The 14364-nt window shown below is 41.0% G+C and carries 13 protein-coding genes; 2 read left to right on the top strand and 11 right to left on the bottom strand.

What is annotated here, in order from left to right:
• Window positions 1-20 precede the first annotated feature (20 nt).
• The 10 genes from rfbH to ELS82_RS03255 all read right to left on the bottom strand — a co-directional run bounded on the left by rfbH (window position 21) and on the right by ELS82_RS03255 (window position 10920).
• Window positions 21-1334, bottom strand: coding sequence for a lipopolysaccharide biosynthesis protein RfbH (rfbH, locus tag ELS82_RS03300; RefSeq protein ID WP_134834220.1), 1314 nt, complete (start codon window positions 1332-1334; stop codon window positions 21-23).
• Window positions 1334-2416, bottom strand: a complete 1083-nt coding sequence (gene rfbG, locus ELS82_RS03295) for a CDP-glucose 4,6-dehydratase (RefSeq protein WP_134834219.1) — start codon at window positions 2414-2416, stop codon at window positions 1334-1336. Before rfbG ends, rfbH begins: the two co-directional genes overlap by 1 nt.
• A gap of 3 nt (window positions 2417-2419) precedes the next feature.
• Window positions 2420-3193, bottom strand: a complete 774-nt coding sequence (gene rfbF, locus ELS82_RS03290) for a glucose-1-phosphate cytidylyltransferase (protein ID WP_134834218.1) — start codon at window positions 3191-3193, stop codon at window positions 2420-2422.
• Between the two features lie 25 nt (window positions 3194-3218).
• A complete protein-coding gene (locus ELS82_RS03285; RefSeq protein ID WP_134834217.1) occupies window positions 3219-4196 on the bottom strand; it encodes an FAD-binding oxidoreductase in 978 nt (325 codons plus the stop codon).
• A gap of 84 nt (window positions 4197-4280) precedes the next feature.
• Window positions 4281-5462, bottom strand: coding sequence for a DegT/DnrJ/EryC1/StrS family aminotransferase (locus tag ELS82_RS03280; RefSeq protein ID WP_134834216.1), 1182 nt, complete (start codon window positions 5460-5462; stop codon window positions 4281-4283).
• Complete coding sequence (locus ELS82_RS03275) at window positions 5462-6394, bottom strand: GDP-L-fucose synthase family protein (protein WP_134834215.1); 933 nt, start codon at window positions 6392-6394, stop codon at window positions 5462-5464. The genes ELS82_RS03280 and ELS82_RS03275 overlap by 1 nt, the downstream gene beginning before the upstream one ends.
• 6 nt (window positions 6395-6400) lie before the next feature.
• Entirely contained in the window at window positions 6401-7525 is a 1125-nt protein-coding gene (gene gmd / locus ELS82_RS03270; RefSeq protein WP_134834214.1) for a GDP-mannose 4,6-dehydratase, read from the bottom strand.
• Window positions 7526-7559: 34 nt separating this feature from the next.
• A complete protein-coding gene (locus ELS82_RS03265) occupies window positions 7560-8987 on the bottom strand; it encodes a phosphomannomutase (protein WP_134834213.1) in 1428 nt (475 codons plus the stop codon).
• Window positions 8988-8995: 8 nt separating this feature from the next.
• Entirely contained in the window at window positions 8996-10408 is a 1413-nt protein-coding gene (locus ELS82_RS03260; RefSeq protein WP_134834212.1) for a mannose-1-phosphate guanylyltransferase/mannose-6-phosphate isomerase, read from the bottom strand.
• A 47-nt stretch (window positions 10409-10455) separates the two neighbouring features.
• Window positions 10456-10920, bottom strand: a complete 465-nt coding sequence (locus ELS82_RS03255; RefSeq protein ID WP_134834211.1) for a GDP-mannose mannosyl hydrolase — start codon at window positions 10918-10920, stop codon at window positions 10456-10458.
• A 456-nt stretch (window positions 10921-11376) separates the two neighbouring features.
• Between ELS82_RS03255 and rfaD the strand changes: the two genes are divergently transcribed.
• The gene (rfaD, locus tag ELS82_RS03250) at window positions 11377-12318 is read left to right on the top strand and encodes an ADP-glyceromanno-heptose 6-epimerase (RefSeq protein ID WP_134834210.1); all 942 of its coding nucleotides are present in this window, start codon (window positions 11377-11379) and stop codon (window positions 12316-12318) included.
• Window positions 12319-12404: 86 nt separating this feature from the next.
• Window positions 12405-13361, top strand: coding sequence for a lauroyl-Kdo(2)-lipid IV(A) myristoyltransferase (lpxM, locus tag ELS82_RS03245; RefSeq protein WP_134834209.1), 957 nt, complete (start codon window positions 12405-12407; stop codon window positions 13359-13361).
• A gap of 29 nt (window positions 13362-13390) precedes the next feature.
• On the opposite strand, the gene ELS82_RS03240 is transcribed toward lpxM, so the two are convergent.
• Entirely contained in the window at window positions 13391-14359 is a 969-nt protein-coding gene (locus ELS82_RS03240) for a glycosyltransferase (protein WP_134834208.1), read from the bottom strand.
• Window positions 14360-14364 lie beyond the last annotated feature (5 nt).

The raw sequence follows: 14364 nt of genomic DNA, 5'->3' as shown, positions 1-14364 counted from the left end.
CAAATTACAAAAAGGATATTTTAAAAGTTCAAACCAAAAAATTCTTCAAATTTTTCAATAACGAAATCTAGGTGCTCATGCCCAAGGCCCGGGTATACACCAATCCAGAACGTATTGTTCATGATTAAGTCTGTATTGGTTAAATCACCGACAACACGGTAATTTACGTGCTCAAAATACGGTTGACGCGTCAGGTTGCCAGCAAAAAGAAGACGAGTTCCGATCTTGTATTGGTCCATAAACTTTAGTAAGTCAACGCGGTCAATACCAGAGTCTTCACGAATGGTGATTGGGAAGCCAAACCATGATGGGTCAGAGTTCTCGGTAGCTTCAGGAAGAATAATAAACTCTTCACATGATGCCAAACCATCGCGCAGATAGACGTAGTTATCTTTACGTTTTTGAACTAGGTCTTCAACGCGATCCATCTGAGCAAGACCACAGGCTGCTTGCATGTCTGTAATTTTCAGGTTGTAGCCCAGATGAGAGTAGGTGTACTTATGATCGTAGCCATCAGGCAGAGAGCCTAGTTGTTGTTCAAAACGCTTACCACAAGTGTTGTCACAGCCCGGCGGGCAGTAGCAATCACGACCCCAGTCGCGAAAAGATTCAACCAGCTTTCGTAGCTCTTTATCTTTTGTAAATACCGCACCACCTTCACCCATAGTAATGTGGTGAGCAGGGTAGAAGCTTACCGTTGCGATATCACCTATAGTACCGACCATTTGCTCATTATATGTTGAGCCTAAAGCATCGCAGCAGTCTTCGATAAGCCATAGGTTGTACTTATCTGCAACTCGGCGAGCTTCAGTCAGGTCGAAGGTGTTGCCCAGAGTGTGCGCAACCATGATTGCTTTAGTTTTTTCAGAAACTGCCGCTTCAATCATTTCTGGCTTAATTTGGTAGGTTGGGATATCAACGTCTACAAAAACAGGCACTAAGCCATTCTGGATAGCCGGGTTTACTGTTGTTGGAAAACCAGCAGCAACGGTAATTACCTCATCACCAGGTTTTAGTTGACGCTTACCTAGTTTAGGAGAGGTTAGTGCGGTTAACGCAAGAAGGTTAGCTGAAGAGCCTGATGTTGTAGTTAGGACATAAGGTACACCCAAGTACTCACTCAGACGCTTTTCAAATGCATCATTAAAACGACCTGTTGTTAGCCACCCATCCAGAGAGGCTTCAACCATAAGTTGAAGCTCTTTTGCACCAAGTACTTTGCCTGATGGAGGGACGATACTCTCTCCGCCGATAAATTCTTTTGGTGCGTATTCTAGCTCTGCATATTGCTCTACAAGGTCAGCAATCTGAGATCTTAGTTGCTCTTTCGACATTATTTATTACCTGCTCTTGCGGTCATGTATTCTTTTATTTCATTAATCGTGTATGTCTTAATGTCTTCGCCATTAAGCCAAGCTTTCTGCCAGTTTACGATTTTATCTAAAGTTGTTTCAAGATTCCAAACTGGTTGCCAATTCAAACGCATTTTTGCTTTAGAGCAATCCAGTTTTAGGTAATGAGCTTCATGAGGGTGAACCTCTTGACTCAAGAACCACTCAGCTCCATCTCCCCATGATTGGGTCAAGTGGGTGACGATTTTCTCAACGGGTTGGGCATCTTCATCTTTAGGGCCAAAGTTCCAGCCTTCTGCGAAACCCGGACCTTCTAAGTATAATTTTTCTGCAATGGTGATATAACCCGATAATGGCTCTAAAACATGCTGCCATGGCCGAATTGCATGAGGGCTTCTGATCTCGACTTTTCGTTTCTCTCCAAAAGCACAAAGAATATCTGGAATAAGGCGGTCTACCGCCCAGTCACCACCGCCGATAACATTACCTGCACGGACAGATGCAAGAGCACAGCCATGTTCTGAGTACTTTTCAACATTAAAGAAAGATTGACGATAGGAAGATGCAACCAGCTCTGCACAGCCTTTACTGTTGCTGTATGGATCGTAGCCGCCCATTGGTTCATCTTCACGATATCCCCATACCCACTCTCGATTTTCATAACATTTGTCTGACGTAATATTTACCACAGCTTTTACGCCTCCAACTTGCTTTACTGCTTCGAGAAGATAAACAGTCCCCATAACATTAGTGGAATAAGTTTCCATTGGCTCATCATAAGAAAGACGAACCAAAGGCTGCGCTGCCATATGAAAGACTATTTCAGGTTTAAACTCATTCATTACTTGACGCAGGTGAGTAAAATCACGAATATCTCCTTCTTCGGTCGACATTCCCTCCCAAACCTTTGCCTCTTCAAAAAGACTTGGCTTTGTTGGCGCAGGTAGAGAGTACCCCTTAACTACAGCTCCCATTTCCTGCAACCATAGCGACAACCAACTACCTTTAAAGCCAGTGTGTCCTGTAACAAAAACTCGCTTACCGTGCCAAAATGTAGAGTTCATTATTTACTCCCAAACTTTCCATGGGGCTTTATTCTCTTGCCAAAGTTCTTCTAAATACACTTTGTCACGCAATGTATCCATCGGTTGCCAGAAACCATGATGCTCATATGCCATTAGCTCACCGTCTTCAGCTAACTGATTGAGTGGATACTGCTCCCAAACCGTACTATCACCTTCTATATAATCTAACACCTCAGGCGACAATACAAAAAAGCCACCATTGATCATAGCACCATCGCCTTTAGGCTTTTCTTTAAAGCTGTTTACACTGCCTTCTTGTATATCTAAAGCACCAAAACGACCTGGGGGGTAAGTAGCGGTAAGCGTAGCTTTCTTACCATGAGACATATGGAACTCAACTGTTTTAGAAATATCAATATCACCTACGCCATCACCGTAGGTAAAACAAAATGCTTCTTCATCTCTAATATGTTCAGTAACCCGTGCTAGTCGACCACCTGTCATAGAATTGTCGCCAGTATCAACTAACGTAACTGTCCACGGTTCCGCACGTTTTCGATGTACTTTCATCTCATTATTTTGCATATCAAATGTGACATCTGACATATGCAAAAAATAGTTCGCAAAGTACTCTTTAATTACGTAGCCCTTGTAACCACAACATATAATAAAATCATTGATACCATGAGCAGAGTATTGCTTCATAATATGCCAAAGAATTGGCTTCCCACCAATTTCCACCATTGGTTTGGGCTTTACGGAAGTCTCTTCACTTAGGCGAGTTCCTAAACCGCCAGCTAAGATGACTGCTTTCATTTTATGACTCCAAATAACTTCTAGATTATTTTGCCGGTGTAAATGCATCTGAAAAAAATGCATTTTCTTTGAGGTGATGTTGTAAAAATAGCTCTTTCGCTTCTTCTATCATACGAATAGAACCACATGCATAGACTTCAATATCAGCTAAAGTACTGAAATCTCGAATCACTGCATTTTGAACATAGCCCTGCTCATAAGTCGATATTGGTGATTGAGCAATTTCACGAGATAGAACCGCGGTAAATGAAATGTGAGAGTATATATTTGCAAGCTCAATTAAGTCATTACAATATAGTTCTTTCTCATACTGCATCCCCCAATAAATGTGAACATCACGCTTATCTTCCGTTGCAACGAGATGCTCAACTATAGCTTTTATCGGAGCAATTCCAGTCCCGGTTGCGATCAAAACGAGTGGTTTAAGACTGTCTTTTACGAAAAAAGTACCTTTAGGTCCTTCTAGACGCATTAACTGATTTTCTCTGAGTTTGCCAAATAATAATTCAGACATTTTTCCAGTTGCCACTTTACGAATATGCAGTTCTATCTCATTTGACTTCTTCTTAGCATTCGCTATTGAGTAGCTACGCTTAACTCCCATGTAACTTAAGTCAATATACTGGCCTGGCAGATAATCAAACTTAATATTAGGAGGAAGCCTAAATCTAATCGAAACAATATCCTCAGTTACGTAATCGAAGCTAGCAACTTTGCAAGGAGTTGTTTGCTGTTTGATATGAGCTAACTCAGGATAGTAGTTAGCTTTTAAAACCGAGTCCGCCATTGCTTTGGATTGGCATGTTAAAATCTCACCTTGAGTTACTACATCACCCTTTTCATTTTCTATTTTACCTAAAACAATCTCCGCTTTGCATGCTCCACAATCACCTGTTTTACAACTATGCTCAAGAGGTACACTCTGTGACAAAGCATCCTCTAATAGGTTTTCATCACTAGTAAAATGAACTTTCGAAGGTTGAATCTCAATTTTATAACTCATTAACTTCTATATCCTGCCACTCCCTACTTGTGGTTATGTAAGTAGGCAGTTTGCTATCTTAACTCAGGTTATGCAAATGTGTCTCTATAGCCCTTCACAAAGAAGACTAGCCAACAATTCAATCTCTGCTCTAATATCATTTTGATGATTCCCTACAAATAAACCATGCTCATCAATGTATTCAGCTGACTCTATCGTACCTGACACTTCATAATCAAAGAGCTTTAACACGTCTACATTTTTTAGAAAGTTACCAGTTACGATAGGTCGGCACTCTACTCCATTCTCAGATAATAGTTGAACTAACTCCGCTCTTGAGTATGGTGCATTTTCTTTTAGTACCAACGAGAAACCAAACCAACTACTCTTACCCGTTTCTTTTTGAATACGCAAGTAAGGATGATCAGCAAATAAAGTTTGAAATAGCTCTGCATTCTCTCTACGGGTCTCAATAAAACTTGGCAGTTTTTTCAGCTGTTCAATTCCTAGTGCACCACTCATCTCTAACGGTCGAGCATTGTAACCCGGTAGCACAAATTTGAACGATTCTTCAAATGGGTCATCGCTTTTCTCACCAGTGACTTTGTTGAACTTTGGCAAATTGCGTGTCCAACCATGAGCACGTATACAAAGAAGGATGTGATACAACTCTTCATCATCAGTGACAACACACCCTCCTTCCATTGTAGCAATGTGGTGAGAAAAGAAAGAACTGTATGTCCCCATTACACCGAAAGTACCAGCTTGTTTACCATTAATCGTCGCGCCCATTGACTCACAGTTATCTTCTAATATAAAGATATTTCGACCAGCAATAATTTCATTCATTTTTTGGTAATCATTAGGATTACCCAATAAATTAACAGATAAAATAGCACGTGTATCTTCTGTGATTGCGGCTTCCAGCTTATCTAAATCCATATTCAAAGTATCAAGATCAATATCAACAAACTTAACCTTTAAACCATACTGTTGAAGTGGGAAGTAAGTTGTAGACCAAGAAACTGCAGGTACAATGATTTCATCACCACGTTTCAGCTTAAGTGATTCATTTTTTGTAAAGAACAGCGCTGCAATCATCAGTAAGTTTGCTGTTGAGCCAGAGCTCACCATTAGCGAATACTTTGCACCAAAAAATTTAGCAAAGTCTTTTTCATACTGAGCAACTTCTTTACCCATAGTAAACATATCTGAGTCAATTACTCGTTGAATCGCAGAATATTCGTTATCATCCCACGTGCTACTTGCCAAAGCATAAGTCGTCATTACTGTTTCTCACTTAAATATTCATTTGTATAATATGCATAGGTCTTTTGAATACCAGCTTCTAAGCTAGTCTTATAACCCCAACCAAACTCTTTGAGTTTCTCATCATCAATTAGCTTTTGTCTCATACCAACAGGTTTGCTTAAGTCATGTTTAAAGCTCCCCGTATAACCAACTACATCCGCTACTGCTTGGTAGTATTGATTAATGGTATAGTCCGTGCCTAAGCCTACATTGAGGTTTTGTGGCATCGCTGCGAAGTTATCCAGCGCATAGAAGATAAATTCAGCTAAATCTTCTGCATACATAAACTCACGACGCGCTTCACCATCCCCCCAAATGTCAATCTCAACTTGTTGATTCTTTTTAGCTTCATCTATCTTGCGAATAACAGCAGGGATCATATGTGAATGATTCGGATCAAACTTATCAAAACGTCCATATAAGTTACATGGAATAATCGTTTTATATAAATGAGCAGGGTTTTCTTGGCAGATATATTCACACAGGCGAGTGCTTGTCACTTTAGCAAGGGCATAACCTTCATTGGTTGGTTCAAGCTCCCCTTTAAGGATTAAATCTTCAGATAGAGGGTTAATAGCATCACGCGGATACATGCAAGAACTACTCAAGTTCAGAAATTTTTTAATGCCCGCATCATTGGCTGCAGTCAGGATATTAAGTCCCATTTGCATATTCTCTACCAAGAACTTGACTGGTTGCGCCATATTGGCTTGAATACCACCAACGATGCCTGCAGCATGAATAACCATATCTGGCTGGTGTCTTTCAATATACTGACGAACAGACATGGCATCTAGTAAATTTAGTTCACTACTCTTAGGCACTAAAAACTCATGCTGATAATTAGGTGCTATAGCCAATATATTTTTACCAACCATACCGTTTGAGCCAGTTAATAAAATTTTCATTATTATCTACTCAACCGCTACTGACTTATCATAACCGTGATTTTTTAATATAGCATGCTGCTTAGCAATATCTAAATCACTAGAAACCATTTCAGAACACATCTCTTCAACAGTAATTTTCGGTACCCAACCTAGCTTCTCTTTAGCTTTTGAAGGGTCACCAAGCAATGTTTCTACTTCTGCAGGGCGGAAATAACGCGGATCAACTTTCACAATTACATCACCCACTTTCAGTGCTGGCGCGTTATCACCAGTGATTGATTTTACCGTTGCTATTTCATCAACTCCTTCACCTGAGAACTCAAGCTCAATACCCGCTTCTTTTGCAGATAATGTTACAAACTCGCGCACTGAAATTTGCTTACCTGTTGCAATTACAAAATCATCTGCAACATCCTGTTGAAGCATCATCCACTGCATACGAACGTAATCCTTTGCATGACCCCAGTCACGTAATGCATCCATATTACCTAGGTATAAACATGACTCTAGGCCTTGAGCAATATTTGCAATAGCACGGGTAATTTTACGTGTTACGAATGTTTCACCTCGACGAGGAGATTCATGGTTAAACAGAATACCGTTACATGCGTACATTCCGTATGATTCACGGTAGTTCACTACAATCCAATACGCATACATTTTTGCTACAGCATAAGGCGAGCGAGGATGAAATGGTGTCGTTTCTTTTTGAGGTATCTCTTGCACCTCACCATAAAGTTCTGAGGTAGAAGCTTGGTAGAATTTAGTTGTTTTTTCCATACCCAAGAAACGGATTGCTTCTAATAGACGAAGTGTACCAATAGCATCCACATCTGCCGTGTATTCCGGGCATTCGAATGAAACCGCTACATGCGATTGTGCACCTAAGTTATAAACTTCATCAGGTTGCACCTCTTTCAAAATACGAGTTAAATTTGAAGTATCTGTTAGGTCACCGTAATGTAGAAAAAACTTTTGGTTTTTTTCATGGTTGTCTTGGTAAATATGATCAACACGATCTGTGTTAAAAGATGATGCACGACGTTTAATGCCATGAACTTCGTAGCCTTTTTCTAACAAGAACTCCGCAAGATATGAACCATCTTGCCCAGTAACACCTGTAATTAACGCAACTTTATTTTTAGTCATAGTTCTTCTCTTTTCTTTTGTATTTAAGCCAACATTACAGGGCTTGGATTTTATTTAATGTATTTACGACACCTTGATATGCAGAATCAAAAACATCTGCTTCTGCATAACAACGCAGTTCAGGTGCGTTACCCGAAGGGCGTAAATGTATAATTTGATTATTTTCTAGCGTTAATCTAAGTCCATCTGTTGTATCAATAAAATCAACTTCTATATTTTCTATACCGATTAACTTAAGTAACTCTTGCGGCTCTACTGTGCCTTTCGCGATTAATGCTTGGCTTTTTTCTGTTGGAAAGTTTTGAATACGATTACTATGGGTAAAGCGTTGAGGAAGTTCTTTCACTAACGTTGAAATCGGCGTTTGCTGGGCAGCCATCAAAAGCATAATCACAGGCAGTACCGCGTCTCTTGTTGGTAGTGCCTTTAGTTGTTGACCATTCAGCTCAACATCGCTTCCAAGTAAATAGCCACCATTAGCTTCAAAACCTGCTACTGAGCTGTATTTTTCGGCCAACTTTGCAAGCTCCGCAATGACATACGGAGAGCCAATTTTTGTTCTTTCTACATGAGAGAAACGCTCACACAGCTCAATCGCTGTGTTACAGCTAACAGGGATGGCTAATGCTTCGATGTTTAATGCATCAGAAGTTAATAGGCCAAGAATATCACCTCGTAGCCAATTACCATTTTCATCTGATACTAAAGGTCGGTCACCATCTCCATCGGTAGAGAAAACTAGATCTAGATTATACTCTTTCGACCAGTTAATGGCTTTTTGAATATCTTCTTCTGAAACCGCTTCTGTATCAATGGGTACAAACTGATCACTACGCTCTAGACTAATCACCTCTGCACCAAACGCTTCAAATATTTTGTAATAAAGATCGCGACCAGCACTTGAGTGTTCGTAAACACCTATACGCTTACCGGCTAACCAAGAAGAATTAAGCAGTGATGTATAACGTGCTATGTAATCGTCCATTGCTTGGTTGTTTACCATTAGCTCGGTTAGCTCTTCAATAGCTGTAAACTCAACGGGGTTACTCAAGATAACCTGCTCATCGGCTTTGCTAATTTCACCATCAGGACGGTAGAACTTCAAACCATTTCTATCAAAAGGAATATGGCTGCCTGTTACCATAATCGCGGGAATTGCTTGTTCTTTTGCTACATAGGCTAAAGCTGGTGTTGGTACTACGCCGTAATAAATCACGTCAATATCAAACTGTGCAATTACTGCAGCACAAGCTTGCGCCATTGCATAGCTACTTGGGCGGTTATCAATCGCGATCGCTATTTGCTTAAATTTAAAGTCAGCTTTCATCGCAGCAATAAAGGCAGCACTAAATGCGCCACATACATTAGGTGTGAACTGAGTCACTAACCCTCTTGCCCCACTGGTACCAAATTTGACATCGCTTTGCCCAATTATTACTGAGCTAACTAAATCTTTTGACATATAATCCCTTAGCTTCTGCCGTAACGATCTTCAAAACGTACAATATCATCTTCACCAAGATAGCTACCCGTTTGGACTTCTATCATTTCTAAAGGTATTTTCCCTGGATTTTCTAACGCATGTATGGTTCCCAGTGGAATATACACTGATTCATTTTCAGTAACCAACCGCGTCTTGTCACCGATTTGCACTGAAGCAGTGCCCGATACAACAATCCAGTGTTCTGCTCTATGATGATGCTTCTGAATCGATAGTTTTTCTCCAGGCTTAACTGTAATTCTCTTTACCTGATCTCGTAGACCATGATCGATGGAATCATACTTCCCCCAAGGGCGATAAACTTCACGGTGCAATTCATGTTCTGTTCTGGCCGCAGCTTTTAGTTCCTCGACAACCAGTTTAACATCTTGAACTCTGTCTTTCTTCGCTACCAAAAGAGCGTCTTTAGTTTCCACGATAACTAAATTGTCTACCCCAACTGACGCGACAAGCTTATTTTCAGAAACAATGTAGTTGTTACTAGAGTTCACCGTAATAACATCGCCTTTTACGACATTGTTGCTCTCATCCTTACCTGATATATCCCACAAAGCGGAAAAAGAACCAACATCACTCCAACCGGCATCCATAGGGACTACGATAGCTGAAGTCGTTTTTTCCATTACGGCATAATCAATTGAGTCACTTGGGCAATCTTCGAATATAGCTTTATCAACTCGAACAAACTCTTGGTCTTGACGAGGAGACTCTATAGCTCGTCGACATATGGATAAGATTTCTGGAGCAGATTTTTCTAACTCCTCGAGATACCTGCTCGCTTTAAACAAAAACATTCCACTATTCCAGTAATATTCTTGGGATTGCAAATATTCTTTAGCTGTATCTAAATCTGGTTTTTCTACAAACTCACTAACTACAAAAGCGCTCTTGTCCTGACGTCCAGCTTTAATATATCCGTAACCTGTTTCTGGAGACTCAGGGACAATACCAAAAGTAACCAACTTGCCTGACTCAGCAAAAGGCAATGCTGTCTTTACAGAAGAAGCAAATGCCATTTCATTTTCTATAATATGATCAGCTGCTAGAACCAGCAAAGTTGGGTCCCCCCCCAATTCCACATGAAACATTGCTTGTAAAGCAGCAAGGGCAATAGCTGGCGCAGTGTTTCTGCCCATAGGCTCTAAGATAATACCGCTATGCTCATACCCGCCCACACGCAACTGTTCAGCAGCAATAAATCGATGCTCTTCATTGCAAATGATTAATGGATTGAAACATTCAATACCAGTCAAACGAGCTACCGTTTGCTGCAACATTGATTGTTCACCTTCTACTGTTAAAAATTGCTTGGGGTAAAGCTCGCGAGACAGTGGCCACAGTCGGCTACCTGTGCCTCCAGCCATTATTACGGGCAAAATCATAATTATTTCCTAGTTTATTCTACTATATACATCATACAAGAAAGGGGTCAGTCATCTGTAATTTTTGCTTCAAGGTACCAACGACAATACTTGTGAACTCGAGAGTTTGCAGATATAGCCTCTTTCGATTGCCATATGTATTGGTTATGTTGTTCGATAGGCAACGTTAAATGCCTATCGTCTAACACGATTCGGTAACCCAAAGCAATATAGTGTGTACTGAAATTGTCCCCGCTAACATTATCATTATAAAAATGCTCAAAATTCCCGAGAAAATCAGCTTGTTCGATGTCACACTTCACACCTAACTCATTCATTGTTATGCGTTTAAATGCTTCTGATATTGATTCATTTTTTTGTATACGGCCTCCTGGAACAAACCAATACCCTTTTGCAGGTCGATTGTTTCTCATTCCCAAAAGCACTTGTCTATTTTGGTTGTAAACCACCAGGTCAATTGATATCAATGGGGTGTTTTTTATAACTGTTTTAAATATATTAAATGGCAACATAAGTATTACTATTTCAACCCCTTCACTTCTACAATAATAAACACATATCCATAAAGTAACAGTTTCAAGTATTGACTAATTCCCTAATCATTTGGTTGCAATTATAGCAACGCAAATCAGGCAAAAGTTTCTGGGGACTCACATTCATATTTGAAAGCACCTTTCAGATTCCTGGCCAATTGTTGTGATTCATAACAATAATTCCTAGTTTCAGCAGCCGATAACGAGAAGCCCAAACTCCTGAATACAACAAAAACTCGGGTATTTTCCAGATAACTACATACGCTGTCAATTATGCCAAGCCTACATTACAATGAAGACCACGACTCCATCTTGACTAACAGGTAAAAAGAAGACTTTTCATCCCAATCTATTTTACGGACTCAGATTACAAAATGTGAGTTATAATGTTAGAGTGCAGGGGGCAAACTACATCAAAAAAATCAGGAAGTCATAATGTTCATCGTAACAGGCGGAGCTGGCATGATTGGCAGCAACATCGTTAAAGCGCTAAATGAAAAAGGCATTAACGACATTTTGGTAGTCGACAACCTTAAGAATGGTAAGAAGTTCCAGAATTTGGTTGATTTAGACATCACAGACTACATGGACCGTGACGATTTTCTAACTCAAGTCATGGCCGGTGATGACTTTGGGCCAATTGAAGCAATCTTCCATGAAGGTGCTTGTTCTGCTACGACAGAGTGGGATGGCAAGTACATGATGCTCAATAACTATGAGTACTCAAAAGAACTGCTGCATTTCTGTTTAGAACGTGAAATTCCTTTCCTTTATGCTTCTTCAGCGGCAACTTACGGTGAAACTCACACTTTCATTGAAGAGAAAGAGTATGAAGGCGCGTTAAACGTATACGGCTACTCAAAGCAGCAGTTTGACAACTACGTACGCCGCATTTGGCAAGATGCTGAAGAACATGGTGAACAACTGTCTCAAATTACTGGTTTCCGTTACTTCAACGTTTATGGTCCGCGTGAACAACATAAGGGCTCAATGGCCTCTGTTGCCTTCCACCTAAACAACCAAATGAACGCAGGTGAAAATCCAAAGCTATTTGCTGGCAGTGAGACTTTCAAGCGTGACTTCGTTTACGTCGGTGATGTTGCGGCAGTAAACTTATCGTTTTTGGAAAGCGGCCAATCAGGCATCTTTAACCTAGGTACAGGTAACGCTGAATCTTTCGAAGAAGTCGCTAAAGCTGTGATTAAGTTCCACGGTAAAGGTGAAGTAGAAACTATCCCATTCCCTGAGCACCTTAAAGGCGCATACCAAGAATTTACTCAAGCAGACCTAACAAAACTGCGTGCAGCAGGCTGTGATCACCAGTTCAAAACAGTCGCCGAAGGCGTTGCTGAATATATGAGCTTGATTAACAGCTGATCGAACTATTTGCTGATTGAAAGCCAAGACGTTATCTTAGCAATAACTCTTGGCTTTTTTCTTTTCTTGTCAGATAAAGGTTTTTCGTGACTACAGATCGCAACGACTACGACCCTAAAGCATATAACCCAACATTCCAGAAAGCGTTCCTTGCTCCCAAACACTGGGGTACATGGCTTGGGCTCTTAATTGGGTTACCTATTTCTTTACTCCCTAACTCAGTTCGGGTTTCTGTGGCATCCTTTGTCGCGAAGAAGCTATGTCAAAAGCAAAAAGGCTCTATTCAAAAAGCTCGCATTAACTTAACACTTTGCTTCCCAGAAAAGTCAGAGCAAGAGCGTGAAGTTATCCTAGAAAAATGCTTAACGACAGCCGGAGCCTTTCTACTAGGTTTTCCCGCTATCACTCTTAGAAGCAAAAAATGGCTTGAAAAGCATTCTGAGATAAAAGGAATTGAACACCTACACACACTAAGAGACAACAATCAGAGTGCTATTTTGCTCGTGCCACATTCTTGGTGTATTGATATTCCAGCAATCTTACTGGCATCGCGTGGGTTGCCAGTGTCTGCGATGGCCAATAGCCAGAAAAACCCTTTAACCGATTGGCTGATGCATAAACAGCGAGTCCAATATGGTGGCCGAGTTTATGACCGAAGTGGTGGTATCAAACCATTTATTAAATCGGTAAAAGATGGCTATTTAGGTTACTACCTACCGGACCAAGACCACGGTCCTGAACAAAGCGTTTTCGTTGATTTCTTCGCGACAGAAAAAGCCACACTACCGGGGCTAGGTAAGCTAGCTAAAGTGAGCCGCGCCAAGATTGTTCCGACTTTTGCCAGCTACAATATCGAAACTGGCAAATATGAGATTGAGATAAAAGCGCCGATTGAGGACTTATCTGGCGATGAGCATAAAGACGCTCGAGTCATGAATGAAGTGGTCGAACAATTTGTCAATCCGCGTCCAGAGCAATATATGTGGATACTCAAATTACTCAAGACACGCAGAGATGGCAACGACCCCTATGTAGGTTACTAGTCATAGACGGGCCACGCACATGCGTGGCCTTACTTTATGTAAGGTAGACGCTTAAAGTCAGTAATGATGTTGCCTAAGTGAGGGTTAAGCACCTCGCCTGAAGTCACCTTCTCATACATAGCAACATACGCTTTCGCCATCACATCTGCATTAAACAAATCTCGTGCATATTCATGGCAAATAACCGGAGTAAAGTTTGGTGAGCTACTCACAGCTTCAATAAGCTCTGATTGTTTATCAGATAAAAAGCCAACATCACGACTCACAAGTTCAGGAAGTGAGCCATAAGGCGTACCAAACACAGGGCAGCCAAAGTAAAGGCTTTCTGTGATAGCAAGCCCAAAGGGTTCATGCCAAGTCACAGGGAAGATTAATCCCTTAGATTTAGTCATAACTTGCGACTTAGTCGTATCATCCACCATCCCTAAGAAACGAACATGACGGTCTAGTGTCAGGCGAAAGCCCATCTTGAAATTGAGTCGATGGCCACCCAGAACATCGAGTTGCTCACCAGCGCGCTTGGTTATATCAATTGCCCCTTGAACATTCTTAACTCGCCATGCCGCCTTGCCTAAAAAGTGAAAGCGCTGTCGGTCATTGTGTAGGTCTGGTTTGAGGTAATTGTCCCAGTTGAGACCGTTGTGCACATATGCTTGCGCTCCATGATTACGTGCGTGCTGCGAAGAGACAAAAATAGTATTTGGATCGATAGGTCCGTTTGAATTGCCGTGTTGAGTCATCACATAAGGACGCGAGATGGGCTCAAAATCTCCATGAAAATGCACGACATCAACATCACCAGGGATTTGATTTTCAAGTGGCATCTCTGAGTTATACTCGATTACCCTAGCCCAATCACAAATCGTTCCTTTACCAGCAAGGAGCGTAACCTGATGACCTTGCAGATGAAGCGCATAGACTAGATCCCATATTACACGCTCAGTACCACCGTAATTCACTACAGGCAAAGTCGCATGAGTATAAATCAGTATGTTCATTGAAC

It is taken from the genome of Vibrio ouci (genome assembly GCF_004551525.1).
In the GTDB taxonomy this organism is placed as follows: domain Bacteria; phylum Pseudomonadota; class Gammaproteobacteria; order Enterobacterales; family Vibrionaceae; genus Vibrio; species Vibrio ouci.
This window is presented reverse-complemented; position numbering and strand designations above follow the sequence as displayed.